The following is a 25,343-nucleotide window of genomic DNA, read 5'->3' as shown; positions in this document are numbered from 1 at the left end:
ACTGATGGCGCCTGCGACAGCAGGTCCATGCTAAACAAGTCCAAACGAGACAAGCCGAGGGAGAGACTGCCGTGAGCCAAAATCCGCAATTCCTGTTCGATTTCGGCAGCCCCAACGCTTTCCTTAGCCATGAAGCGATCCCGGCGATCGAAAAGCGCACCGGCGTCAAGTTCGAATATGTCCCGATCCTGCTCGGCGGCATCTTCAAGGCCACCAACAACAAGTCGCCGGCCGAGACGCTGGCGGGCGTCAAGAACAAGCCGGAGTTTCAGAAGATCGAGACCGAGCGCTTTCTCAAGCGCTTCAACGTCAAGCCCTACACCTGGAACCCGTTTTTCCCGGTCAATACGCTGAACCTGATGCGCGCGGCGGTCGCCGCCCAGTTCGAGGGTGTATTCGAGAAGTATATCGAGGCCGCCTTCCACCACATGTGGGTCGAGCCGAAGAAAATGGACGATCCTGAGGTCGCCGGCAAAGCCATCGCCTCCTCCGGCCTCGACGCCGCAAAACTGTTCGCCCGCGCGCAGGACGCGGATGTGAAGGCCAAGCTAATCGAATATACCTCATCCGCCGTCGAGCGCGGCGCGTTCGGCTCGCCGACCTTCTTCGTCGGCAACGAGATCTTCTTCGGCAAGGAGCAGCTGCGCGAAGTCGAGGAAATGGTATCGGGAAAGTGAGATGAGCGAATGGCCAATAGCGGGTAGCGAATAGTCGAACAGCATCCTTATCTATTCGCCACTCCCATTCGCCATTCGCCCGCGGGCAGCGAACAACAAAGAAGGACAAATTCCCATGCGCGTTCTCGTGGTCGGCGCCGGTGCGATCGGCGGTTATTTCGGTGGCCGGATGCTTCAGGCCGGCCGCGACGTCACCTTCCTGGTGCGCCCGCGCCGCGCTTCCGAACTCGCCTCCGCCGGGCTCGTGATCAAGAGCCCGAACGGCGACGTCACGCTCAACAACCCGCCGACCGTGCAGGCCGACAAGCTGTCGGACAAGTTCGACGTCGTGCTGTTGAGCTGCAAGGCGTTCGATCTCGAAGATGCGATCAAGTCCTTTGCGCCCGCCGTCGGCGACAAGACCGCGATCATCCCGCTGCTCAACGGCATGCTGCATCTCGATGCGCTCGACAAGACGTTCGGCGCTCGGCATGTGCTCGGCGGTCTGTGCGCGATCGCCGCGACGTTGAACGAGAAACGCGAGGTGGTGCAGCTGCAGCCGATGCAGTCGCTCGGCTTCGGCGAGCGCGCCGGCGGCCTGTCGGACCGGGTGCGCGCGATCGCCGAGACCTTCTCCGCGATCAACGGCGCCAACGCCAGCGAGCACGTAATGCAGGACATGTGGGAGAAGTGGGTGTTCCTGGCGTCGCTCGCCGCCTCCACCAGTCTGATGCGGACCTCGGTCGGCAACATCCTGGCCGCGCCCGGCGGCAAGGATTTCCTGCTCGGCATCCTCGACGAATGCAGCGCGATCGCCGCCGACGCCGGCCATGCCCCGGGCGGCCCATTCTTCCAGCGCACCCGCGGGCTCCTGACCACCGAGGGCTCGCCGATGACCGCATCGATGTTCCGCGACATCAAGGCGGGGCTGCCGGTCGAGGCCGATCACGTGATCGGCGACCTGATCCTGCGCGCCGACGCCGCCAAGATCCCGGTGCCGAAGCTGCGCACGGCCTACACGCATCTCAAGGCGTATGAGAAGCAGCGGAGCGCTTAACACACAACCAGTGTCGTCCCTGCGAACGCAGGGACCCATACGCCGCGGCCATTCGATTTGAGGCGGTCGCGGTTGATACCTTCTCTACACAATTGAAGCCGGTGGTTATGGGTCCCTGCTTTCGCAGGGACGACACCTACCTTGTAGCTACAAATGCGCCAGATAATGCGCGAGCGCAGTGATCTCTTCGTCGCTCAGTGGATAGGCGACATCGGCCATCGCGGCCTGTGCCCCACCGGAGCGCAGGCCCGACTTGTAATCGTGCAGCGCCTTGACGAGATATTCCTCGCGCTGGCCGGCGATGCGGGCCACCGCCTTGGTACCGGCAAACGTATCGCCATGGCATGAGGCGCAGCGGCGGCCGGCGGCGGCCTGCTTGCCCTTTTCGGACAAGTCCGGATTGTCGTCCTTGCCGCCCTTGAACGGCGTCAGCGACGCGAAATAGGCGCCGAGATTTCGGATGTCGTCGTTGTTGAGCTGCTCGACGATCGGCTGCATCTGCTCGTTCTTGCGCGCGCCGGCGCGGAAGAACACCAGCTGCCATTGAACGTACTGGTCGAGCTGGCCGGCCAGCGAGGGAATGTTCTCGGTCTGCGAGATGCCGTTGTCGCCGTGGCAGGCGGCGCAGACTTCGGCCTTCGCCTTGCCGGCGGCGACATCGGCGGCATTGGCAAGAGGAGCCATCGCGATCGCCGAGGCGAGCAGAACTCCGAGGGTCACAACGCGCATTACCAGTTTTCTCCGTGTGTCATTGCCGGGCTCGACCCGGAAATCCATCTGGCTTGAAAAAGGGTTTCTTGGTTTGGATGGATGCCCGGATCAAGTCCGGGCATGACGAGTCCGTTCCTTTGCAGGCGTGCCCGAACCACGCGAATGAGGCTGCGGTCACCTCACGGCCACCGCAGCCTCATATTGCTTCAATCGTTACTTCTTGCTGTAGCTGATGCGATAGATCGCACCGGCCCAGTCGTCGGCGACGAGGATCGAGCCATCCTTGTCGAGCAGGATGTCGGCGGGACGGCCGAGATAGCCCTGGTCACCCTCGATCCAGCCGGAAGCGAAGATGTCCTGCTTGGCGTTCTTACCGTCGGGGCTCGCGGTGATCCGCACGATGCGGCCGCCCTGGTACTTGTGCCGGTTCCAGGAGCCGTGCTCGGCGATCAGGATGCTGTTCTTGTACTCGGCCGGGAATTGACTGCCGGTATAGAACTTCATGCCGAGCGGAGCCACATGCGCACCGAGATTGTAGACCGGCGGGGTGAACTCCGAGCACTTGTGACCCATCGCGAACTTGGTGTCCGGCAGGTTGCCCTGGTGGCAATAGGGATAGCCGAAGTGCTCGCCGATCTTCGAGATCATGTTGAGCTTGTCGCTCGGCAGATCGTCGCTGATCCAGTCGCGGGCGTTCTCGGTGAACCAGTATTTGCCGGTGCGCGGATCGACGTCGCCGCCGACCGAGTTGCGCACGCCAAGCGCCCAGATCTCCGCGTTGCCGGTCTTCGGATCGACGCGGCGGATCTGCGACACCGAGGTCGGCGGAATGCCGATGTTGAAGGGCGGTCCGAACGGAATGTAGAACCAGCCGTCCTTGTCGACGGCGATGTATTTCCAGCCATGCGCCGCGTAGGACGGCATGTCGTCATACACCACCTTGCCGCTGCCGAGATTGTCGAGATTGGCCTCGGCGTTGTCGTACTTGATCAGCTTGTCGACCGCGATGACGTAGAGCGCGCCGTCGCGGAAGGCGAGGCCGGTCGGCATGTTGAGGCCCTTGAGGATGGTCTTGACCTCTTTCTTGCCGTTGTTGTCCTTGATCGCGTAGACGTTGCCGAGCCCGAACGAGCCGACGAACAGCGTGCCCTTGTCGCCCCAGGCCATCTGCCGCGCGGCGAGCACGTTCGAGGCATAGACCTCGATCTTGAAGCCCGGCGGCAGCTTGATCTTCTTCATCATCGCCGCGAGCTCGGAATCGGACGCGCCGGTCGGCGGACCGGACGGCGGGGCAAGGCCCTTCTGCGCCTCGGTCTCGTCGCCGAGGAACCAGTCATCCGGCGGATGGGTCCAGAATTCCTTGGTGCCGGACTCGTACTTCTTCAGCGCACGATTCTTGTCTGTCTGTTGCTGCGCATTGGCGAAGGTCGTCCCCGCCAGCAGCGCAATCGCCGCGAACGCAAGTATTGATCGATTGAAAGCGGATTTCATCGCGTCACTCCCCTACGCAAGCCGTTGCAGCTTGCCTGTTATTGATTTTGAACGCCCTGAGAGATGATGGTGGCGGTCTGTGAGGTAGGTCAGACGGCAAAATGGTAGCACATCCATCGACGCTGAAAAGCGCGTGGAGCGGTGTGCGCTGCGTCAAAACTAGTTGAGACGAGATTTGAGACGAAATTTTCCTGAGCAGCCTGCCTGATAACAAGGCATTCTGCACCGCAGCGTGATATTCGAATGAAGCTAACGCTCGCGATCGCCGCTATCGCGACGACAGCCGCGCCAGACCGAGCGCCTGCGCCCTGGCCTTCGACAGCGGCCTGAACAACACGCTGCGTCGCTGCCCGTTCGTGATCGCCGCGATCTTGAAGCCGTCATCGGCGGCGATGATGTCGCCGGTCCGAAGCGTCATGTCGTCCTCGATCGCGATCGGCGACAGGCCGGTCGACGCGCCGGCGCTGCACGAGCATTGCGGCACCATCTCGCGCTGGAAGCGGAATGCATTTGCAAGCGTCTTGTAGGTCTCGCCCGCTTCGGTTCTGGCGCTGTCGATATCGGAGCCGGAGTACAGCTTCACCTCGGCGGCGGGACAGGCCGCCTCGCATGCCTTGACGTCCGCCGTCTCGCTCACGCGCGGCAGCGGAAAGAAGCGGCCATCGCAGGTCCTGACGCAGAAGTTTTGCCGGCCGCCCGACCGCGTCGTGATGTAGACCCGCGCTCGGGGCCGTTCGGCCGCCTCGAAGTCAGGCGCCGACCCAAAGCCAAAGCCAGGCGTAGGAGAGAAGCTGGGCGCCGGGGCATACGCCGAGTCGCTCGGCAATTGCTGCGCCGATGCGCCCGAACATGTCCAGGCGCCGACGAGCACGACCAGCGCAGCAACGTTTGCGCGAGCCAAGCGGCGCTTCAACCCAGGAGCTGGCTTCCAACTGATCGACATCGTTCACGCGCTTGCCGCGCCGGCAAAACCGGCCGCAACCATTCCAACGCCAACACAACCACAGATTTCTATCAGTTTTGAGAATGCATCGTTTGTCGGTAAACAAAAGCCGGAAACCGCCGCGGCGGGCCGCGGCATCTTGACCTCGCAATCGCGGCTTGGAGATGCGGCCTGTAGCCGGACAGCAAAAAGCCCGCGCCAACGGCGCGGGCCTCATCAGCGGGCCTTCATCAGACTGTCAGCTCGGTCAGCGAGATATTTTGGAGCGGGCGAAGGGGCTCGAACCCTCGACCCCGACCTTGGCAAGGTCGTGCTCTACCACTGAGCTACACCCGCATCCGAAATGGCGGCGATCACTCGCCGGCAACGGCAGACCTATGCCAAAAGCTGTCTGTGAATGCAACACAAGAGCGCGATCCGAGCCCCACGAAATCGCCCGGTTTCCCTAAAAATTGACCCCGAATCGGTCGAAACCGGCCGTGCCGCCGATTTCTTTTTAGATTTCCGCCGGAACCTGCCTCAGGGCCATCTCATCCCGGAGCGATTCGAGCCAGGTCTCGAACCAGCCGGTCAGCGTCTGGGTCAGCTCGACGCGGCGGGTCGGGTCGCAATCGAACACGGCGGACCATTCGATAAAGGCCCGGTCGCCGTCGATCACCGGGGTTACCCGCAGGGTCGCGCTGAAATCCGTCACCGGCAGGGTCGGGGTGTCGACAAATTCATAGGTCTGGAAGCGCTCGACGTCGGACTGCGCAAGCAGCCGCTGCCGGATCCGCCGCTCCCGGTACAGCACATTGCGCACGGCCCCGACGCTATCGCCGGATTTGCCGTCCTCGATCTCGCTCGTCCCCGCGCCATGGACCCAGACCGGGTAATTGTTGAAATCGCGGATGATTTTCCAGACCTCGCGGGCCGGCTGCTCGAACACCGTGCTGTAATAGGCCTTTGCCACGGGCGCTCCCCTGCTGCCATGAAGGATCGCCATCATCGGCCGTTCCGCGGCACCAACCCACCCGATCTCCGATGGAACGGGACAGGCGGCCAAGCGATTGAATTTTGCTGGCTGACTGCCATTTACGGAGCATGATCCCGGAAACCGGTTCCCCCTTTTCCGGGATCATGCTCTAGCTGACAGAACGGCTGAACGTGCCGTTCCGGGCGTGCTAGAACGCCCCCGGATTTCCGACCTCAGAAGCAGGCGAGGACAACGTGACGATAATGGAGCAGGGCGGCCCCACGCCCGAGGCAGCGCCCGATCTGATCAAGGAGACGACGACCCAGACCTTCGTCAAGGACGTCATCGAGGAATCGCGCCGTCAGCCGGTCATGATCGACTTCTGGGCGCCGTGGTGCGGTCCCTGCCGCCAGCTCACGCCGATCCTGGAGAAGGCGGTTCGTAACGCCAAGGGCCGGGTCAAGCTGGTCAAGATGAACATCGACGAGCATCCGCAGATTCCCGGCCAGATGGGCATCCAGTCGATCCCGGCCGTGATCGCCTTCGTGGGCGGCCAGCCCGCCGACGGCTTCATGGGCGCGGTGCCGGAGAGCCAGGTCAACGCCTTCATCGAGAAGATCACCAAGGGCGTGCCGGCCGCCGGCGAGCCCAATCTCACCGAGATCCTGGCCGAGGCCGACGCCGTGCTTGCCGAGGGCGACGCCGCCCAGGCCGCACAGATCTATGCCGAGGTGCTGGCGCACGACGCCACCAACATCGCGGCCCTCGCCGGCCTCGCCAAGTGCTACGTCACGTCGGGTGCGATGGAGCAAGCCAAGCAGACGCTGGCGATGGTTCCGGAATCCAAGCGCAACGACGCCGCGGTGAAGGCGGTGCAGGCGGCGATCGATCTCGCCGAACAGGCTGAAGCGGTCGGCCCGGTCGCGGAGCTGGAACAGAAAGTCGCCGCAAACCCGCTCGATCATCAGGCCCGATTCGATCTCGCCACCGCGCTCAACGCGATGGGCAAGCGCACGGAAGCGACCGAGCAATTGCTCGCCATCGTCAGGCGTGACCGCAAGTGGAACGACGACGGCGCGCGCAAGCAGCTGGTGCAGTTCTTCGAGGCGTGGGGCGGCACCGATGAGGCAACCGTCGAGGGGCGCAAGCGGTTGTCGACCATCCTGTTCTCGTAAAGCACGCCCGTCACAGCAGCGGGACCGCAGATGCCGATCAATGCCGAATATCGCGGGCCCGGCGAACTCCCGGAGGTGATCCCGGTGTTCCCGCTGCCCGGCGCGTTGCTGCTGCCGCGCGGCCAGATGCCGCTCAACATCTTCGAGCCGCGATATCTCGCGATGATCGACGACGCGCTGCGCGACGGCCACCGCCTGATCGGCATGATCCAGCCCGACGTGGCGCATTCGCAGAAAGAGGCGCAGCCGGCCCTGTTCCGGATCGGCTGCGTCGGCCGCATCACCCAGCTCGCCGAATCCGGCGACGGCCGCTACATTCTCGAACTGACCGGCGTCGCGCGCTTCAAGGTGGTCGAGGAGTTGACCGTGCAGACGCCGTACCGGCAGTGCAAGGTCGACTTCTTCTCCTTCGTCGGCGACTTCACGGCGCGCAAGGGCGAGGAGGCCGTCGACCGCAAGGCGCTGCTCGAAGTGCTGGCCGATTTCCTGGAAGCCAACAATCTGAAGGTCGACTGGGAAGGTATCGAGTCCGCGCCCAACGAGGCGCTGGTCAATGCGCTGGCGATGATGTCGCCCTATGGTCCGGCCGAGAAGCAGGCGATGCTCGAGGCGCCGGACCTGAAGACCCGCGCCGAGATCCTGATCGCGGTCACCGAGATGGACCTCGCCAAGAAGCGCACCTCTGGCGACCCGCCGGTGCAGTAAGGCGCTTTCGAGCGAAGCGGCCGCCGGCTCGCGTGAAGAAAAGCGTCAAACCAAAAAGTTTCCCGCCCATCAGCGATTGCGCAGTTGCTTGCGGCCGGTGAACATTGCGCGCACCAGATTCTGACGCTGCAGCAAGCCGACCACGATGACGCCGAGCACGTGCAGGGCGACCAGGATGATGACCGCATCCGAGGCATAGGCGTGGGTGTCCTCGACCCACCAGACACCGAAGAAGGTCACGGTGACCTCCATCGCGCCCGTGATCGTCGAGATTGCAAGCAGGAACAGCAGCGCCACCAGCATCACGGTGCCCGCGGGGTTGAGCCCGATATAGCGCCCGGTGATGCCGCGGCGGAGATTCCAGATGTAGCGCGGCGCCGCGCGCAGGCGGATGCCGAGCCTGCCGAAACGCGCGTAGCGCGTGCCGGCAAAGCCCCAGATCAGCCGGAACGCCAGCAGCCCGATCACCGAATAACCCGCCAGCCGGTGCAGCCGGTCATAGGTGCTGGGCGTCACCCAGGCGACCAGGACGAGGATGGCGAGCGCCCAGTGCCACAGCCGTAGCGGCAGGTCCCAGACCTGCACGCTGGTCGCACCGCGGGCGCCCGGCGCCGCCTTCGTCATCGCGCCTGCTTCACTTCGCGATGGTGTGCTTCAGGCTGAGATCTTCCGGGCTGTAGAACAGCTCGTAGAGCTTGCCTTCCTTGACGCCGTACACCTCGTAGCAGGAGCCCTCGACCTTCGACCGGCGCACCTCGTAGCCGAGCGCCTTGGCCTTGGCTTCGGCTTCGCTTGCCGGCTTCCACGACGCCTTGTCGAGCTTGGTGCAATTCTTGTAGCCGTCGGCGAACGCCGCCGATCCGGTCAGCCCAAGAACGCTCCCAAGGACGCATGCTGCAAGTGCAGCGCTCAAAATCACTCTCACGCGTATCTCCCCTCCGTTGACAATCATGCCCACAACGCCTTCGCGCAGGGCACATGCGTGAAGAATGCTGAGGCGATTGCCAAGTCAAGGAAGCGCCGCGGAGGCTGGCTTTAGAGGAATTCTAACGGTCGCGAAAACCGCTTTGCGCTCCACGCGCAGTTTGGTTTTGACGGCGTGCTGCGGCCTTACGCCTCATGCGTATCGGGGCCGCCCGGCGCAGCCCGTCGATCAGGACGCGGCACCCGCCATTGCGAGACGAACCGTAGGCCGTTCGGCCGCTGCCGGGGTTCGCCCGCCGATCATCTGTGCGACCTTCTCGCTCTGCACCGGCGGGCTGAAATGGAAGCCCTGCACTTCCACGCAGGCGTCGGCGCGGAGGATGTCGAGCTGCTCCCTGGTTTCGACGCCTTCGGCCGTCGTGGTCTTGCCGAGGCTGACGGCAAAGCGAACGATCGCGCGCGCGATCCGGCGCGACTCGTCGGATGCGCCGGAGAGCTCGGAGACGAAGCTGCGGTCGATCTTGACCTTGTCGAACGGAAACTTCTGCAAGAAGCTCAGCGACGAGTAGCCGGTGCCGAAATCGTCGAGCGCGATCCGCACCCCGAGATCGTGCAGTTGGCTGAGCGCGGTAAACACCGCTTCGCTATCCTGAATGATGGCCGTTTCGGTGACCTCGAGCTCGAGGCGCTCCGGCGAAATTCCGGCACTCGCCAGCGCGTGCACGATCACCGGGACCAACTCCGGACTCCTGAACTGCACAGGCGACAGGTTGATCGCGATCTTGAGGTCGTCGGGCCATTTGGCGGCTTCCGCACACGCGGTGCGCAGCACCCATTCCCCGAGCGGCACGATCAGGCCGGTCTCCTCCGCCAGCGGAATGAACTGCGCCGGAGATACCATGCCGCGTTGCGGATGGTGCCAGCGGAGCAGCGCCTCGAAGCCGCAGGTCTCCCCGCTCGCGACATGGATGAACGGCTGATAGTGCAGCTCGAACTCGCCATTGGCGAGCGCACTGCGCATGTCGCGCTCGAGGCTGCGCCGGGCCTGCAGCAGCCGATCGAGCTCCGGCTCGAAGAAGCGGAACGAGCCGCGCCCGCCGCTCTTGGCCGAGTAAAGCGCGAGATCGGCGCTGCGCAGCACCTCGTCCGAATCGGTGCCGTCGCGCGGTGCGATCGCAATGCCGATGCTGGTCGTGGTGGTCACCCGGTGATCACCGAGATCTATCGGCTCGCTCAGCGCCTTCCTGATCTTCTCGGCGAGCAGGCCTGCTTCCGTGACCGGATCGCCGACATAGTCGATCACCGCGAACTCGTCGCCGCCGAGCCGCGCAACCAGCGTCGTATCGCTGACGCACCTGCGCAAGCGCGCGGCCACCGACTTCAGCAGCGCATCGCCCGCCGGATGCCCGAGCGTGTCGTTGACGTCCTTGAAGCGGTCGAGATCGAGCATCAGCACCGCAAGGCTCGGTCCGCCGCACCGGGCACCGGACAGCGCGCGCTCCATCCACTCCTTGAGCAGCACGCGATTCGGCAGATCGGTCAGCGCGTCGTGCTGCGCCATATAGGTGATCTTGGCCTCCGAGCGCCGCTGCTCGGTGACGTCGCGATGCGTCGCCACCCAGCCGCCGCCGGGCATCGGCTGCCGCGTCACGCAGATCAGGCGGCCGTCGGCGAGCTCGTCGACCCGGCTGCTGATCTCGCCGGCCGGGAGCGCGTTCAATGTCGCGAGCACCTGCGTCGCGGCGCTGTCGCTGGTCTCGCCCTTGAGAATGCCGTTGGCGATGCGATGCCTGATGATCTCGCGATGGGCCGTGCCGGGCAGCAGCAATTCCGGCGGCAGCCGGTACATCTTGGCGTAGCGATCATTGCAAACGACGAGGCGCTTCTCCGCATCGAACATGCAGAGGCCCTCGCCCATGTGGTTGATCGCGGTATCCAGCCGGAACCTCTGCTCCTCCAGCTCCTTCTGCGACGCCTCGACCTGCTGTCGCGCCGACGAAAGCTGGCTGATGATCTCCTCGAAGCGGCGGGTGCGAAGCGCCAGCCGGCGATCCGCGAGCACGCCGACCAGGCTCATCCCGAGCACCGACAGCGCCACGCCGGCGATCACGATGGCGAGGAAGGCAGGCGAGAGCGACAGGGCCGCCGGAGCCTGCAACGGATCCGGGACGATCTCGACCGCGCCCATCGCGGTGAAATGATGCGACACGATCGCAAGCGTCAGCAGCAGCGCCGCGACGAGCGACATCCAGCGGTCCTGACGGCGGACCGCGATCGCCAGCGCAGCGTAGCCGAACAGCATGCCGAGCACGACGGAGGCCGCCACGAGATCGAGCGACCAGACCACGTGGCCCGGTACTTCCAGCGCCCACATCCCGAGATAGTGCATGCTGGCGATGCCGGCTCCGATCACGGCGCCGCCGACCGGCGCGCGCCAGCGGCTGGAGTCGCTGGCGGCAAGGCCAAGGCCGCCGGATGTCAGCATCATCGCCGCGGCGAGCGACAGCGCGGTGAGGACGATGCCGTATCCGGTCGGGATTCCCGGCTCATAGGCCAGCATGGCGATGAAATGCGTTGCCCAGATGCCGTAACCGATGGCGGCTCCCGCGATCGCAATCCAGATCAGCCGCGTCCTCGCCTGCGATGCAATTGCACGATGAAAAATATTGACGGCCACAATGCTGGCGACGAAGCAGACCAGTCCGGCGAGCAGAACGAGCCGCCAGTCATGCTCACCTGAAAGGCACGTAAAAACACGAAACATGCGTCGGTCCATGGTTGTCCGTACGCACAGGCTAGGCTGATTGAATTGTCTTCTCGATAATATTCTGCAACTTTCAGTGGCATGGTTATCCGCGCGTAAGCCGATTCCGCACCGAAATTGATGGCTCCATAAATTTCACAGTCATGCGCGATCCGCGCGGCTTAGCCTGCCAGCGGAACGAGTACGGTTTCACCTGTTGCAACCAGCGAGGTCTCACCCTGCTCGTTCTCCGCAAAAAGTTCCGCGCGCGCGAAGACCTGCCTGCGTCCGGCACGCAATGTGGTGCCTTTCGCGATGAAGCAGCGGCCCAGCGCGGGCTTCAGGCAATTCATCGAGAAATGCGATGCGGTGACGGAACCCACGATAGACGCCGCGGCAAAGCCGCAGGCGGTGTCAAGCAGCGCCGCGATCACACCGGCGTGCAAGTGTCCCGCATATTGGGTGAGATCGTCGCGCCACGGCATCCGTAGTTCCACCGTGCCGGTTCCGGCGGAGACAACCTCGAAGCCGGCAAGCCGATTGAAGGCGGCCGACGCATTGGTCGCAACGAGACGTTCGAGATCGAAGCCCGGGCCAGTCGTCATGTAAAACTCCATTGCGGAGGCCGCCGCTCGAGATTCGCCCTGACGGCCTCGATGTGATTGGGCGAGCCGAGCAGAAGCGCCTGTTCGGCGGTTTCGGCTGCAAGTCCGGTCGCCGCATCGCGATCGGCTGCACGATTCAGCAACCGCTTGGCGGCGCGGATCGCATCCGGGCTGCGGTCCGCGATCGCGCGCGCCGTCTCCAGCGCGGCCTCGCGCGGCTGTTCGACGATCCGGGTGGCGAAGCCGTGACCAAGCGCGTCCTCCGCGGAGAAGACGCGCGCGGTATAGGTGAGTTCACGGACCACGTCCTCGCGCGCGAGATGACCCATCAGCTGCGTGCCGGCCATGTCGGGCACCAAGCCCCATTTGGCTTCGATGATCGCAAGGCGCGTGCGGTGTGCGAGGTATCTGATGTCGGCGCCGAGCATCAGCTGAAAGCCGCCGCCGAAGGCGATGCCGTGGACGGCGGCGATGACCGGCACCGGCAGCTCGCGCCAGAGCCACACCAGATGCTGCGCAAAGTTGGCAATGCCGTGGGTCCGCTGGCCGAGATCGGCAAAGGGCAGGATGGATTCACCCTCCGTCGTTGCGACCAGACGCTCCATGTCGAGGCCGGCGCAGAAGGCCTGCCCTTCGCCAGAGAGCACCACAGCGCGGAGCTTGCGGTTGTCCGCGAGCCGCGCACCGATTTCGGCGATCGCGGCGAACATCGCCGGATCGAGCGCATTGAGCTTGTCCGGGCGGTTGAGCCTGACGTCCGCGACGCCACCGGCGATGCTGAGGCTGATGCGATCGGTCCTCATGATCGGCCTCGCTAGTAGCCGGCGGCGGCGAGCGCCACCACGGCGCTCATCGCCATCCAGCCGAAGTGGCGGCCGCGGGTCGCCACCGCGTTGGCGAGCGCCGCGACGCCGAACACGACGCCGAGCGTCGCCACGATCCAGTGCCGCGCGGCATCGGAGGCCATCGCGGGCGCGGCGATCAGCAGCACGCCGCCGCCGATCCAGGCGACGGTGCCGGCCTGATAGACCAGGCGAAGCAAGAGCCGCAGCCGCGGCGGCTCGACGGTGGCGCGCGCGAATATCCTGGTCTCGCCGAGCACGCCATGGATCAGGCTGACCAGGATGGCGACGACGCCGGCGCCCTGCAGCAGAAGATCACGCATTGCGATACCTCCATACACTACTGTATGGATATGATACCGGCCGCTGGCGCCTGTCAATACACTTGTGTATGGTGGGCGGCGCGGATGGGGAACCATGACGGAACAGCTCTCGGTCAAGAACTGGCTCGATCAGGGCCTGAAGACGCTGGCGCGACGCGGCTTCACGGCGCTCAAGGCCGAGCCGCTGGCCAAGGCCATGGGCGTCTCGCGGGGCAGCTTCTACTGGCATTTCGCCGACATCGGCGCCTATCGCGCGGCGATCCTGACCCATTGGCGCGAGGTCGCGGCCGAGCAGGTGATCGCCGAGCTTGAGACCATTCCCGAAGGCGGCGACGCGCTGGCGCTGTTGCTGCGCCGCGCCTTCTCGGCGCGGCTGGCGCTGGAACGCGCGGTGCGCAGCTGGGCCACCGCCGATGCCGTGGCGCGCGCCGCCGTGCTCGAGGTCGACCAGCGCCGGATCGGCTATATCGAAACCCTGCTCCGTCAGGCCGGAGTCGACGACGACGTGGCGCGCGGCCGCGCGCAGATCTTCTACTGGGCGTTCATCGGCTACGCGCTGTCCGAGCAGGCGCTGCCGAAGCCGCGTCAGCAGGCCGCGATCGACGAGCTGCTGCGGATGGCCAAGCGCTGACAGCTGACATTTGGATGTGCTAGATCACGGCGAGCCGGAGACTCCCATGAATTCCACGACCGATCATCTCGATAGCACCGCCGACCCAAAACTGCTCGAAATCCTGGTGTGCCCGATCACCAAGGGGCCGCTGGAGTTCGACGCCGCGCGGCAGGAGCTGATCTCGCGCTCGGCCAAGCTCGCCTATCCGATCCGCGACGGCATCCCGATCATGCTGCCGGAAGAGGCGAGGAAGATCGATTGATGTCAGCGTAGCCCGGATGAAGCGCAGCGCAATCCGGGGAAGTCTCACCGCTGAAAGGCCGGTCCCGGATTTCGCTTCGCTTCATCCGGGCTACGGAACCTCCACAACCGCTACAGCGCCTCGCCCTTCAGCAGCCGCGGCACCTCGCCTGACAGTCCCGCCGCCTGGCGGATGAACATCTCCTTCAACGGCGGCGCGCGATCGACGAGCCCGAGGCCAATGTCGCGCACGGTGCGCAGCAGCGTCGATTCGTTGGAGAACAGGAAGTTCAGCGAGTTGGTGGCGACGCCCATCGCCATCGTGTCGAAGCGCCGCCAGCGCTGGTAGCGCTCGAGCACGTCGGCCTGGCCGAGGTCCATGCCGAGCCGCGCCGCATCGACCACGACCTCCGCGAGCGCAGCGACATCCTTCAGGCCCATATTGAGCCCCTGCCCCGCGATCGGATGGATCACATGCGCGGCGTCGCCGATCAACGCCAGCCGTTCGGCGATGAACGAGCGCGCGACGAAATAGCCGAGCGGAAACGCGCGCGGCTTGTCGAGCGGCTTGATCTCGCCGAGATGCAGGCCGAAGCGCTGCTCGAGCTCGGCGTGGAATTGCTCTTCGTTCAAGGCGACGATACGCGCGGCATCCTTGCGCGTCTCGGTCCACACCAGCGACGAGCGATTACCGGTCAGCGGCAGGATCGCGAACGGCCCTGCGGGCAGGAAATGCTCCTCGGCGCGGCCGTGATGTTCGCGCTCGTGTCCGACCGTGACCACGATGCCCGACTGGTTATAGTCCCAACCATGGGTCGCAATCCCGGCGCGCTCGCGCAGCTTCGAGCGGGCGCCGTCGGCGGCAACCAGCAGGCTCGCATCGATCACAGTGCCGTCGGCCAGCGTGACGCTGATGCCGTCGGGGCGCGACGCGAAGCTCGACACCGCGGTGGCGCGCAGCTCGACGCCCTCGGCTTCGGCACGGCTCGCGAGCGCATCGATCAAATAGCGGTTCTCGACCATATGGGCGAACGGCTCGCCGGGCTCGACATTGCCGGCGAAGGTCAGGAATACCGGGCGCATCGCGTCCTCCAGCCTGGAGTCGGTCACGACCATATCCGTGATCGGCTGCGCGGTCGGCGCCACCTGGCCCCAGACGCCGAGGGTCTCGAACAGTCGCCGGCAGGCCGCCACGATCGCGGTCGCACGCGGATCGCGGCTCGGGCGCTGGCTCAGCGCCGGATCGGCCACGATGACCGGGATGTCGGGCCCAAGCCCCTGGCGCAGCGCCACGGCCAGCGCCAACCCTGCAAATGCGCCCCCGCAGATGACAATACTTCGCTGTGCCGGCATGCGATCCTTACTCGATTACGCCATCAAAGGAGACTTGCTACCTGATATTAGCTGGGCGAAACAGAGTTTAGAAACAAGGGCGGCTAACAGCCCCAATCGTCATTCCGGGGCCTATCCATGTCCAAGAGCCTGATCGACCTGCTGTCCATCCTCGATCTCGAGCAGCTCGAGGTGAATTTGTTCCGCGGTAACAGCCCGAAGACGAGCTGGCAGCGCGTGTTCGGCGGCCAGGTGATCGGCCAGGCGATGGTGGCGGCCTGCCGCACCGTCGAGGGCCGGCTGCCGCACTCGATCCATTGCTACTTCATCCTGCCCGGCGATCCGCAGATCCCGATCATCTACCAGGTCGAGCGGCTGCGCGACGGCAAGAGCTACACCACCCGCCGCGTCACCGCGATCCAGCACGGCAACGCGATCTTCTCCATCATGGTGTCGTTCCATGCCGAGGAAGAGAGCAACTTCAATCATCAGGAGAAGATGCCCGACGTACCGCCGCCGGAGAAGCTGACCGCGGAGGAGGTGTCGAAGCAGCCGATGTTCAAGGAGATGCCGGAGTTCATCCGCCGCTATTACGAGAGCGACCGGCCGATCGAGCTGCGCCCGGTCGAGCTTGGCCGCTATTTCGGCCAGAAGATCGACGACGGCCGCATCCATGTCTGGATCCGCACCGCGGCCAAGCTGCCCGACGATCCGGCGCTGCATCTGTGCGCGCTCGCCTATGCGTCGGATTTCTCGCTGCTCGATGCCGTGATGGCGCGCTACGGCCGCACGCTGTTCGACAAGCGCATGATGCCGGCGAGCCTCGATCACGCGATGTGGTTTCATCGCCCGTTCCGCGCCGACGAATGGCTGCTCTACGCGCAGGATTCGCCGAGCGCGCAGTCAGGCCGCGGCCTGACACGCGGCCTGATCTTCAAGCCCGACGGCACACTGGTGGCGTCCGTCGCGCAAGAAGGTTCGGTGCGCGAGCGAAAGGCGTAGAGCTCACGCTCGACCAGAGCCGGTCGGCACGATGAGATCGCGCTTACTGGCCGGCGTAGGCTCCGCGCTCGGTCAGCGCGAATTGCGAGACGAACCAGTTGCCGTACCAGCGCAGCACCCACGGAATCGGGATCAGGAAGCCGCAGGCGATCGTGAACACGATGGTTCGCCACAGCACCTCGATGCCGGACGCGTTGAAGCTGACCTCGCGGCGTGTGCCGTCGATGTTGCGGCAGATCCAGCGCATCCAGGCGGTCAGCACCCAGGCCCAGCCGATGATGGTGATGGCCGAGACCACCATTGCCACGTACCAGCCGACATAGGCGACCGGGCTGCCCTTGAACGAGATCGGCAGGTCCTGGCCGCTCGAGCTGAGATGGCCGATGATCCAGCGCACGATCATCCAGCTCAGGAAGCCCTGCAACAGCAGCGAGAGCAGCGTCACGATGTTGCTGTTGGCCGCGCCGGCATAGGTCAGAAGGCCGAGCACGATGAAGACCCACCAGATGTCGAGCGGCTGCCCGGTGAAGGCGAAATGCGGGCGGCCCGGCACGCGGATATAGGGGATCGCAAAGCGGTACAGGCCGGTCGCGGTCCACGGCGCCGGGATGACGAGAATCTGGCCGATGAACATCAGGAGGCTGCGTCCGAACAGACCCCAGATCGGGAAGTCGGCCGACAGCGTGCCTCCGCTGTAGCTTCCGGACGCCACCACCGGCGGCGGTCCGCCGGCCTGCGGAAATGCCGGCGGAGCCTCGGCGCTCGGGACGAGGCCCGGAATCTCCCCGGCCTTCTGCCAGCCGGCCATGCCCTCGGTCCACACCAGGGTGTCGGCCCCGACCATGCCCCGGGTGATCAGGTCGCGGAGCTGGGTTTCAGGCAGGGGGCCCTTTTGCTGGCCTTCAGATGCATAAAACCAGTTTCGGTTCGACATTTCTTGTTTCCTCGGGGCGCGCGCAGGGACGCGCGATAGGCGAAACGAACCAGCAAGAGCGCTGGCCGGGGCGGGAAAGCCACATTGTGGCGGAGCGTTTCCAATCCGTACAGTGAGGGAGCTCACGCGCTGCGCATGTTTTCCGCTTCAACCTGCAACTTTTTTATGCCATTTGCCCAGAAAGCTGCCAGATTTAGCGGACGCGAAACGCCGGCTCGGGGATGGCAAATTGCCGCTCCGGGAGGCAGCAGGTGCCGGCTCGCGGGACGGCAAATGCCGCTCCGGGGACGGGCGCACACGGAAAACCTCAAGGGAATGAAGGCCTGAACCATGAAACTCGTCGTCGCGATCATCAAACCGTTCAAGCTCGATGAGGTGCGCCAGGCGCTGACTGCGATCGGCGTCCACGGCATGACTGTGACCGAGGTGAAGGGCTATGGCCGCCAGAAGGGTCATACCGAGATCTATCGCGGCGCCGAATATGTCGTGAACTTCCTGCCCAAGCTTCGGATCGAGATCGCCGTCGATACCGAGCTCGCCGACAAGGCGGTCAGCGTCATCACCCAGCACGCCCGCACCGGCCAGATCGGCGACGGCAAGATCTTCGTGACGCCGATCGACCACGCGCTGCGCATCCGCACCGGCGAGACCGACAACGACGCGCTCTGAGAGTTATCGACATCGCCGCCGGCAACGACGCCGGCGTACGCAAACAATCCGCACCACGAAACGACCACCGCCGGGGAATGATGATGGGGGCACGAGCTCTTCGTGCAGCGATGTCAGCTGCGCCGATCACTGCTGCAATCCTGTTCGCACAGGCCACGCCGGCCTTCGCGCAAGACTCGGCATCCAGCTCCGGCATCAACGCCGCCGACACCGCCTGGATGATCGTCGCCACCGCGCTGGTGCTGATGATGACGATCCCGGGACTGGCGCTGTTCTACTCCGGCATGGTGCGCAAGAAAAACGTGCTGGCGACGATGGCGCAGAGCCTCACCGCCGTTGCGCTCGTCTCGATCCTCTGGGTCACCTTCGGCTATTCGCTGAGCTTCGTCGGCGACGGTCCATGGCTCGGCTCGCTCGATCGCTGGTTCCTGGCCGGCATCACCATGGACAGCATCAATCCGGCGGCGAAGACCATCCCCGAAGCGCTGTTCATGCTGTACCAGATGACGTTCGCGATCATCACGGTGGCGCTGGTCGCAGGCTCGGTCGCCGACCGCATGCGGTTCTCTGCCTATGTGCTGTTCTCGATCGGCTGGTTCATCTTCGCCTATGTGCCGCTGGCGCATTGGGTGTGGGGCGGCGGCTTCCTCGCATCGGCGGGCGTGCTGGATTTCGCCGGCGGTCTTGTCGTGCATCTCTCCGCCGGCATCAGCGGCCTGGTCGCGGCCAAGGTGATGGGCAACCGCCACGGCTATGGCCATGACAATCTTTCGCCGTTCGATCTGTCGCTCGCCGTGGTCGGCACCGGCCTGCTCTGGGTCGGCTGGTTCGGCTTCAACGGCGGTTCGGCGCTCGCGGCCAATTCGCGCGCGGTGATGGCGATCACCGCCACCCATCTTGCGGCCTGCGCCGGCGCGCTGACCTGGGGCGCGATCGAATGGGCGACGCGCCGCAAGCCGTCGGTGCTCGGCATGATCTCGGGCGCGGTCGCGGGGCTCGGCACCATCACCCCGGCATCCGGCTTCGTCGCGCCGTGGCACGGCGTCATCATCGGCATCATTGCCGGCCTGGTCTGCTTCTGGGCCTGCACCTGGCTGAAGCATCGCTTCAAATATGACGACTCGCTTGACGTGTTCGGCGTGCACGGCATCGGCGGCCTGACCGGCACGCTGCTTGCCGGCGTGTTCGCGGCCTCCGCGATCGGCGGCACGTCCGGCCTGCTCGAGGGCAATCCGAAGCAGCTGCTGATCCAGCTCTACGGCGTCGCGGCCACCTTTGTCTGGTGCGGCGGCGTCACCTTCGTGCTGCTCAAGCTGGTCAGCGCCTTCGTCCCGCTGCGCGTCTCGATGCAGCAGGAGCTGGAGGGCCTCGACATCTCGCAGCACGGCGAAGCGCTGCAGTAGCAGCCGAGCTCGTATCGGCGGGACGAGATGGGCGCTGCGCGGGCGAATTCGTAAAACAACCCCATGCAAAGTACCCGCGCGCCGCGACGTCACGCTGCACGGGACAGTTCAGGCTTGCACGACACATAAGTATGTGCTTATGTGTCGGCATGGTCGATACCGATATTTTCAAGGCGCTGGCCGATCCGACCCGCCGCAAGGTCTTTGAGAAGCTGGCCGGCGGCAGCCTGAATGCCAGCGCCTTGCGCGACGGGCTCGAGATCAGCCAGCCGGCGATGTCGCAGCATCTGGCGGTGCTGCGCGCGGCAGGACTGGTGCGCGAGCAGCGACAGGGCCGCTTCGTGAACTATGAGGTCGACCCGGACGGCATCGCCAGCATCGGGACCTGGCTCGCCCGCTACCGCGCCTATTGGCCGAAGCGCATCGAAGCGCTCTCCGACCTCTTGAAGGACATGGATCAATGAGCGACACGGTTGAGCCTGACGCCGACGCGGCCCTGGTGATCGAATACGAGCTCGACGCACCGCCTGAGAAAGTATGGCGCGCCGTCACCATTCCAGCCCTGCGCGAACGCTGGCTGCCGGATTGCGATCTCGCTCGCGCTGAACCTGAATCGTCGATCACAGGCGAAGAGGTGCGTTACCGGCTGCGCGAGTCCGAGCCGCCGTTTCGCGAAAGCCATGTCACCTTCCGGATCGAGCCGAACGAGGCCGGCGGCACCCGCTTTCGCATCATCCAGCAAGCCTGCGACAACAGAGCAAAGCAACCGCAAGCGGCCAACAGCAACAACCGCTGCCTGATGCGCGCGGCTTAATCCCAAACTTCAACACCTGTTGAGACTTCATCACCTGCAGCAATGGAGGTCACCGATGCGCGACATGATGCAACTCGTCCCTATGGTCGTCGAACAGTCGACCCGCGGCGAACGTTCCTTCGACATCTATTCCAGGCTCCTGCGCGAGCGCATCATCTTCCTGAACGGCGAGGTCAATGATGCGATGTCCGGACTGGTCTGCGCGCAGCTGCTATTCCTCGAGGCCGAGAATCCGCACAAGCCGATCAACCTCTACATCAACTCCTATGGCGGCGTGATCACCAGCGGGCTTGCGATGTACGACACCATGCAGTTCATCAAGGCGCCGGTGCACACGCTGTGCATGGGCACGGCGCGCTCGATGGGATCGTTCCTGCTGATGGCCGGCGAGCCCGGTCACCGCGCCGCGCTTCCGAATGCGAGTCTTCACGTGCATCAGCCGCTCGGCGGCTTCCAAGGCCAGGCATCCGACATCCTGATTCATGCCACCGAAATGCAGGAGACCAAACGGCGCATCATCCGGCTCTATGCGCAGCACTGCGGGCGCACCGAAGCCGACGTGGAACGGACCCTGGATCGCGATCACTTCATGTCCGCGCAGCAGGCGCTCGAATGGGGATTGATCGACAAGGTCTTCGCCGAACGCGACGCCGCCTGAAAGTATGATCCGGTGCCGCGTCGGTCGCTAGTGTGCTGAATGCGAAGTTCGTGCGATTTCGCGGCAACCACCTTCGCGAACTTCGCATTCATAAAGCACACTAGAATCATAAGTTTGCTAGTGTCCTTATCGAATCCGAAGTTCGTCCCGAAGGTGCGGCGAATGATGCGAACTTCGGATTCGGGACACTAGAGCGGCCGCACCGTTTCATGACAGCGCCATCGATTTACGCTTCAGCTCGGTGTGCGGCGCGATGGCCCGCGCGGCATCGGGACCGATCGATCCTCCACGCTTGCCGCCGCGGCGATCGATCAGGCTCGCGACGACAGTGCGCCGCGCATGACGAGGCGTGAGCGAATGGTCGGCGTTCGGCAGCGTCAGCCGCGTCACGCCAGGGATGCTTGTGAGCCGTTTGCCGTCCTGGCCGAAATGGCGTGCGATCTCCTGCAGGCTGAGATCGCCGTCCGAGGTGACCATGAGGACGCGTACGTCGCGACTGCAAAGCTCGCGCATCCAGCGCTCGACGCGGTTACGACCAAGCAGGGCTGACGGATGCGTCGCCGACAACGTCGACTTGACGGCTTCCAATCCGCGCCGCACCAGCCGCCTGGCGCTATCTGACACTGACAGCTTCCAGGCGGACTTGGTCGTCATCGCAGGCCCCTCCGCCGGACCGATCTGCTGCTGGCTTCCGCGATTCGCCTTGGAGGTTTCGTATGCTTTCCAGGCCGTAAGCTCCAGCGCGTAGGAACTGTTCCAGGCAAAGCAGAGCGGGTTGATCATGGTCAGGGCGCGGACGCGGCGGTCCGCGCGCGCAGTGTGAAGGGCCTGGAAGGCGCCCGAGCATGTGCCCACAAGCTCGACCTTGGCAAAGCCCGCCCGCTGCATCCAGTCGATCGCCGCGCTGACGTCGAGGCGGGTGCTGGAATCATAGAGGAACAGACGATCGCTCGCAGCATCGTCGCTCAGACCGATGCCCGGCAGGTCGATGCGCAGCGACGCCACGCCGGCAGCCGCCAGCTCGCGCGCCGCCTCGACCGTGCCACGCGCCCAGCCGACATGCGGCACGCCGCCGGAGTTGAGGAAGATGACCGGATCGGCCGCAGCATGGCTGACACGCGGCCGGGTCAGCACGCCACAGATCGATGACGCCTGCCCGATCACAACCGGCTCTTCCGTGTAGTGCGACCCCTCCAGTATCTCGCGGCCGCGCAAGGATTCGACGCGCTGAACCGCGCCGGCGACGGCCCGATCGGACAGCCAGTCCGTCCAGCAACCGACAACGTCGGCCGGAACCCGGTTCGCGGTCGGGTCGCACATGAGCAGATGATAGTCCTTGAACTCCGCGATTGTCGCGCCTTCGAAAGAAGTTCGACCGTCGCGGATTTCAGAGCCTGCCAACGGCTGTCCGTTCGCGATCAAAAGCATCGGCAGGTGCGGAAGGGCCGCGACGGCCCGCCGCCAATCCAGTCTCGACAGATCGGCGAGCGTCTCATGCGAAAGCCGGAAGCCGACGGCTTCGCGTCCCTCGGCGAACGTCGCGTCGCTTGCGCCGCTCTTGGCGAGTGCCCCATCGATCACGCGCGACATCGCGGTGATTTCGCGCACATAGGTTTTGCCGGAACCCGGTGGCGCGAGCAGCGCAAGGCCTGCCACGTCGTCCCGCCCCGCCGCAGCGAGCGGGGCCAGCAGCGCGCCGAGACGGAAGCCGGCGAGGATGACATCCTCGACGCCGCAATCCCGCTTCAACCGGTCGATCGCCGCGCCGATGCTCGCAGTCCAGGCCATCACCTGGCCCGGCGCCGCGTGGTCGCCGACCGCGTTGCCGCAGCCGGGATAGTCAAACAACAGGGTAGGCAGGCCCGCCGCGGCCGCCTTGTCGGACAACAGCTTCAGGAATCGGCGACTGCACAGATCCTCATGACCGTGCGCGCCGGCAATAACGACACCCCGCCTTCCCTTCGCTTCGTTCAGCCAGCCGATGGTATCGGCAAAGACAACTGGTTTCATGTCACGCTCCCGGCGGACTCATTTGTCCGCCCGACTTCCAATTCTTCTACTCTGGGCGCCTCGTAGCTCATGTCGCGATCGGCATTGAGCGCCGTCACCGTGCCGCCAGGCGTCGCCACATGCGGACCGTCAAGGCCGACCTCCCGCTCGGTGCCCGGCATCAGATGAAAATTGTTCTCCCCTGGAACGAACAGATCGTCCTGGATGGAGACGTGATAGGCCGCGCGTTTGCAGGCGAGCCGCAGCCGCCACGCGTCCTTCCGGCGCACCAAACTCACAGTCAGGCCCACGTCGCGCCGCGCGGTCATGACATCCGGCAGCACATGGAAGGCCTCGGCAAGGACCTTCCCGTCATCGTCTTCCAGCCTTGCCACGGTGACTTCATGTCCGGGCGGCCCGAAGCGATAGGCGTAGGAGATATCGAAAAACGCGCCGAGCACCGAGAAGGCCGAAAGCGACAGGCCACCGTGCGCCGGCACGCTGATCGGCCGGCGCGCCGACACCACCGCCGTGACGCCGTCCCGCAGACAGGTCAGCGACAATGTCGCCTGGACGGTCTTCGCAGTATCGTTGACGGCATGGACGGTCAGCCCGTTGACGCCCTCATCGCTCAGGATCAGCCGCAACGGGGCAAATGCCCGCCTGAGCCCGTGCCAGACGGGTTTCGGCCGGCCGGTCGAATCGACCACGCCCCAACCCGCACCCGGCCGCAAATCCTTCCAGAAGAACAGCAGCGCTCCGGCCGTCAGCGAACAGGGTCTGCGCCATTCGTCGATGGTGCGCTCCACCACCTCGGTCGTCACCGCACGGGAAAGCTCGAGATAGCGACTGGTATTCTCGATGCGCAGCCGGCGTGCGTCGACGGAAAAAAGCGTTTCCAGATAATGCTCGCGCACATCCTCGAAGTCCCAGGAGGCGCCGACGTCGCGCGGTACACCCGCCTTCCAGCGCGGATCGTGCACCGGCGGCACCGGCAGTTGCGCATCCAGCGTTGCCTTGTCAGGCACATTGGCAAAGGCAAGGCATTCGCTCGCGAAGCGCACCTCGGCCCGGCGCGCGTCATCCAGCGGACGGCAATAGGCACCGACCCCGTAATAATGCGTCGGCCCGCCATCGGCCGTGAACGGCAGGTTGCCGCCGGATGGCGATGACGTCACAAGCACCACGTCGGGACGCTGCGCTTCGGCGATGGGGCGCACCACCTTGTCGAACCAGGGCGTCGGGTCCATCGACGTCGGCAAGCCCATCATCGCCGCCTGCTGCGCCACCTCGCTGCCGCCGCACAGAACGGCGAGTGACGGCGAATGCCTGAGCCGCCCGAGCAGATTCCCGACCTCGCGCGAGAGCGACGCCTGCCAGGCTTCGTCCTTCGCCGGATAGTCGAAATTGGCGAGCATCAGGTCCTGCCAGACCAGGATGCCCATCTCGTCGCAAAGCTCGTGAAATGCGTCGCTCTCATAGACGAACGTGCCGCCGACCCTGAGCATGTTAACCCCGGCCTGCCGTGCAAGATCGAGGTCACGCGCGACTTCCGCGCGCGAGGACGGCAGCCGCACCGGATCGGACGGCGTCCACACCGCGCCGCGGCAAAAGACGGATACGCCATTGACAACCAGCCGAAAGCCGCGGCCGTCGGCACCACGATCGATCTCGATATGCCGGAAGCCGACGCGGCCGAGTGCAATTCGCATCGGGCCGAGCGTCAGGACGACCTCGTGCAACGCCGGTTCACCATGGCTGTTCGGCCACCATGGCGCAACGTTCGCGATATCCAGTCTTGCCGTCAGCCGCGTGGCCGTCTCGGCCGTCAACGCGGCGACAGCGCCCGCGCAGGCGATCATGGCCGGCGTGCCGTCCAACGGCTCGACCAGCGTGACCGTGACCGAAAGATGCCCTGTCGTGCCGGCGAGGTCGGCCCGCATCTGCACATCGCGCACGGCTTGACGATCAGTATCGCGGATCAGCTTGATCGGCCGCCACGGTCCGACGATGTCGAAGCCCGGGGACCAACCCGGCATATGGCCGATCAGCGTGGTCCGCACGAGCCTCAGCCGCTGATCGTCGATCATGCGCGGCCTCCAGCGCGCACGCGGACCGGTCAAGGTTTCCAGATGGCGCTTGAGGCTGCGGAACGCGATGACCAGTTGCTCGCCGCCGGCAAGCGTCACAGCCACATCATGGCGCTCGAACATCGAGGTCGAGGACAGCACGAGGCGATCGTCGAGCCAGACCTCCGCGACCGTCGCCAAGCCGTCAAATACAAGACGGACGGGTCCTGCGGCATCGAGCCGGCGACGATACCAGACGTCCTGGTCGTGCAGCGGAGCGGGATGGTTGCGGTCCCAGCGGCCAAGCCCTTCCAGCGCAGCTGCGGCCGTGCCGGGGCACGCCGCCTCCAGCCATTCGGCACTGCCGTCGATCGCCGCCGGAGACGCCCACGCGCCGGCCGGCGAGACGACCATGCGCCAGCCGCTGTCCAGGAGCTCGGCCGTCTCGGTCGTCGACACAAAAGTGTCCGTGCACACACGCATTCTCATG

At 65.0% G+C, this 25,343-nt stretch carries 26 protein-coding genes and 1 tRNA gene; 12 read left to right on the top strand and 15 right to left on the bottom strand.

Going from position 1 to position 25,343, the window contains the following annotated elements; genetic code table 11:
- Nucleotides 1–71: 71 nt before the first annotated feature.
- Nucleotides 72–677: a 2-hydroxychromene-2-carboxylate isomerase gene (locus ACVWYP_RS05515; RefSeq protein WP_038382800.1), complete on the top strand. Its 606-nt coding sequence runs from the start codon at nt 72–74 to the stop codon at nt 675–677.
- Nucleotides 678–792: 115 nt separating this feature from the next.
- On the top strand, nt 793–1,713 hold the full coding sequence (panE, locus tag ACVWYP_RS05510; RefSeq protein ID WP_304498015.1) for a 2-dehydropantoate 2-reductase: 921 nt from the start codon (nt 793–795) through the stop codon (nt 1,711–1,713).
- A 147-nt stretch (nt 1,714–1,860) separates the two neighbouring features.
- On the opposite strand, the gene ACVWYP_RS05505 is transcribed toward panE, so the two are convergent.
- The 5 genes from ACVWYP_RS05505 to ACVWYP_RS05485 form a co-directional block, all read right to left on the bottom strand.
- Nucleotides 1,861–2,442, bottom strand: coding sequence for a c-type cytochrome (locus ACVWYP_RS05505; protein ID WP_304498014.1), 582 nt, complete (start codon nt 2,440–2,442; stop codon nt 1,861–1,863).
- Nucleotides 2,443–2,637: 195 nt separating this feature from the next.
- Nucleotides 2,638–3,915, bottom strand: coding sequence for a PQQ-dependent sugar dehydrogenase (locus ACVWYP_RS05500; RefSeq protein WP_304498013.1), 1,278 nt, complete (start codon nt 3,913–3,915; stop codon nt 2,638–2,640).
- A 268-nt stretch (nt 3,916–4,183) separates the two neighbouring features.
- Nucleotides 4,184–4,816 carry a DUF2865 domain-containing protein gene (locus ACVWYP_RS05495; RefSeq protein ID WP_304498012.1) on the bottom strand — a complete coding sequence of 211 codons (633 nt, stop codon included), beginning with the start codon at nt 4,814–4,816 and terminating at the stop codon, nt 4,184–4,186.
- Between the two features lie 303 nt (nt 4,817–5,119).
- A tRNA-Gly gene (locus ACVWYP_RS05490) sits at nt 5,120–5,194 on the bottom strand.
- Between the two features lie 160 nt (nt 5,195–5,354).
- On the bottom strand, nt 5,355–5,846 hold the full coding sequence (locus ACVWYP_RS05485) for an SRPBCC family protein (RefSeq protein ID WP_304498011.1): 492 nt from the start codon (nt 5,844–5,846) through the stop codon (nt 5,355–5,357).
- A 221-nt stretch (nt 5,847–6,067) separates the two neighbouring features.
- Here ACVWYP_RS05485 and trxA point away from each other — a divergent pair, with 221 nt between their 5' ends.
- Together trxA and ACVWYP_RS05475 are read left to right on the top strand one after the other, a co-directional pair.
- Nucleotides 6,068–6,988 carry a thioredoxin gene (gene trxA / locus ACVWYP_RS05480; RefSeq protein WP_026192069.1) on the top strand — a complete coding sequence of 307 codons (921 nt, stop codon included), beginning with the start codon at nt 6,068–6,070 and terminating at the stop codon, nt 6,986–6,988.
- A 30-nt stretch (nt 6,989–7,018) separates the two neighbouring features.
- Nucleotides 7,019–7,693 (top strand): LON peptidase substrate-binding domain-containing protein, encoded by a 675-nt coding sequence (locus ACVWYP_RS05475; protein ID WP_304498010.1) that lies wholly within the window; start codon nt 7,019–7,021, stop codon nt 7,691–7,693.
- 69 nt (nt 7,694–7,762) lie between these two features.
- Here ACVWYP_RS05475 and ACVWYP_RS05470 read toward each other — a convergent pair whose 3' ends face one another.
- The 6 genes from ACVWYP_RS05470 to ACVWYP_RS05445 form a co-directional block, all read right to left on the bottom strand.
- Complete coding sequence (locus ACVWYP_RS05470) at nt 7,763–8,317, bottom strand: cytochrome b/b6 domain-containing protein (protein WP_304498009.1); 555 nt, start codon at nt 8,315–8,317, stop codon at nt 7,763–7,765.
- Between the two features lie 10 nt (nt 8,318–8,327).
- Nucleotides 8,328–8,618 carry a PepSY domain-containing protein gene (locus ACVWYP_RS05465; RefSeq protein ID WP_026192068.1) on the bottom strand — a complete coding sequence of 97 codons (291 nt, stop codon included), beginning with the start codon at nt 8,616–8,618 and terminating at the stop codon, nt 8,328–8,330.
- Between the two features lie 228 nt (nt 8,619–8,846).
- Nucleotides 8,847–11,381 (bottom strand): bifunctional diguanylate cyclase/phosphodiesterase, encoded by a 2,535-nt coding sequence (locus tag ACVWYP_RS05460; protein ID WP_304498008.1) that lies wholly within the window; start codon nt 11,379–11,381, stop codon nt 8,847–8,849.
- 161 nt (nt 11,382–11,542) lie between these two features.
- On the bottom strand, nt 11,543–11,965 hold the full coding sequence (locus tag ACVWYP_RS05455) for a PaaI family thioesterase (RefSeq protein WP_304498007.1): 423 nt from the start codon (nt 11,963–11,965) through the stop codon (nt 11,543–11,545).
- Nucleotides 11,962–12,768, bottom strand: a complete 807-nt coding sequence (locus ACVWYP_RS05450; RefSeq protein ID WP_304498006.1) for a crotonase/enoyl-CoA hydratase family protein — start codon at nt 12,766–12,768, stop codon at nt 11,962–11,964. Before ACVWYP_RS05450 ends, ACVWYP_RS05455 begins: the two co-directional genes overlap by 4 nt.
- A gap of 11 nt (nt 12,769–12,779) precedes the next feature.
- Nucleotides 12,780–13,130, bottom strand: a complete 351-nt coding sequence (locus ACVWYP_RS05445; protein WP_304498005.1) for a hypothetical protein — start codon at nt 13,128–13,130, stop codon at nt 12,780–12,782.
- Nucleotides 13,131–13,224: 94 nt separating this feature from the next.
- Between ACVWYP_RS05445 and ACVWYP_RS05440 the strand changes: the two genes are divergently transcribed.
- Both ACVWYP_RS05440 and ACVWYP_RS05435 read left to right on the top strand, forming a co-directional pair.
- Nucleotides 13,225–13,761, top strand: coding sequence for a TetR/AcrR family transcriptional regulator (locus tag ACVWYP_RS05440; protein ID WP_304498004.1), 537 nt, complete (start codon nt 13,225–13,227; stop codon nt 13,759–13,761).
- A gap of 46 nt (nt 13,762–13,807) precedes the next feature.
- Nucleotides 13,808–14,005, top strand: coding sequence for a Trm112 family protein (locus ACVWYP_RS05435; RefSeq protein WP_029080935.1), 198 nt, complete (start codon nt 13,808–13,810; stop codon nt 14,003–14,005).
- Between the two features lie 110 nt (nt 14,006–14,115).
- Here the strand turns inward: ACVWYP_RS05435 and ACVWYP_RS05430 are convergent, their stop codons facing one another.
- Nucleotides 14,116–15,336 (bottom strand): ubiquinone biosynthesis hydroxylase, encoded by a 1,221-nt coding sequence (locus ACVWYP_RS05430; RefSeq protein WP_304498003.1) that lies wholly within the window; start codon nt 15,334–15,336, stop codon nt 14,116–14,118.
- Between the two features lie 117 nt (nt 15,337–15,453).
- Here ACVWYP_RS05430 and tesB point away from each other — a divergent pair, with 117 nt between their 5' ends.
- Nucleotides 15,454–16,317 carry an acyl-CoA thioesterase II gene (gene tesB / locus ACVWYP_RS05425; RefSeq protein WP_016841424.1) on the top strand — a complete coding sequence of 288 codons (864 nt, stop codon included), beginning with the start codon at nt 15,454–15,456 and terminating at the stop codon, nt 16,315–16,317.
- Between the two features lie 43 nt (nt 16,318–16,360).
- On the opposite strand, the gene ACVWYP_RS05420 is transcribed toward tesB, so the two are convergent.
- Nucleotides 16,361–17,251, bottom strand: a complete 891-nt coding sequence (locus tag ACVWYP_RS05420) for a DUF4339 domain-containing protein (RefSeq protein ID WP_304498002.1) — start codon at nt 17,249–17,251, stop codon at nt 16,361–16,363.
- A 330-nt stretch (nt 17,252–17,581) separates the two neighbouring features.
- Between ACVWYP_RS05420 and ACVWYP_RS05415 the strand changes: the two genes are divergently transcribed.
- From ACVWYP_RS05415 to ACVWYP_RS05395, 5 genes are all read left to right on the top strand, one after another.
- Nucleotides 17,582–17,920 (top strand): P-II family nitrogen regulator, encoded by a 339-nt coding sequence (locus tag ACVWYP_RS05415; protein ID WP_016841426.1) that lies wholly within the window; start codon nt 17,582–17,584, stop codon nt 17,918–17,920.
- Between the two features lie 110 nt (nt 17,921–18,030).
- Nucleotides 18,031–19,323, top strand: a complete 1,293-nt coding sequence (locus ACVWYP_RS05410; protein WP_439711136.1) for an ammonium transporter — start codon at nt 18,031–18,033, stop codon at nt 19,321–19,323.
- Between the two features lie 149 nt (nt 19,324–19,472).
- Complete coding sequence (locus ACVWYP_RS05405; protein ID WP_016841428.1) at nt 19,473–19,787, top strand: ArsR/SmtB family transcription factor; 315 nt, start codon at nt 19,473–19,475, stop codon at nt 19,785–19,787.
- Nucleotides 19,784–20,137, top strand: a complete 354-nt coding sequence (locus ACVWYP_RS05400; RefSeq protein WP_304498001.1) for an SRPBCC family protein — start codon at nt 19,784–19,786, stop codon at nt 20,135–20,137. The genes ACVWYP_RS05405 and ACVWYP_RS05400 overlap by 4 nt, the downstream gene beginning before the upstream one ends.
- Before the next feature lie 55 nt (nt 20,138–20,192).
- Nucleotides 20,193–20,795, top strand: coding sequence for an ATP-dependent Clp protease proteolytic subunit (locus ACVWYP_RS05395; protein ID WP_038382777.1), 603 nt, complete (start codon nt 20,193–20,195; stop codon nt 20,793–20,795).
- A gap of 207 nt (nt 20,796–21,002) precedes the next feature.
- Here the strand turns inward: ACVWYP_RS05395 and ACVWYP_RS05390 are convergent, their stop codons facing one another.
- Nucleotides 21,003–22,805: an alpha/beta fold hydrolase gene (locus ACVWYP_RS05390; protein WP_453945767.1), complete on the bottom strand. Its 1,803-nt coding sequence runs from the start codon at nt 22,803–22,805 to the stop codon at nt 21,003–21,005.
- Entirely contained in the window at nt 22,802–25,312 is a 2,511-nt protein-coding gene (locus ACVWYP_RS05385; RefSeq protein WP_304497998.1) for a glycoside hydrolase family 2 protein, read from the bottom strand. The genes ACVWYP_RS05390 and ACVWYP_RS05385 overlap by 4 nt, the downstream gene beginning before the upstream one ends.
- Nucleotides 25,313–25,343: the final 31 nt, after the last annotated feature.

This window comes from Bradyrhizobium sp. USDA 3262 (genome assembly GCF_054060035.1).
This window is presented reverse-complemented; position numbering and strand designations above follow the sequence as displayed.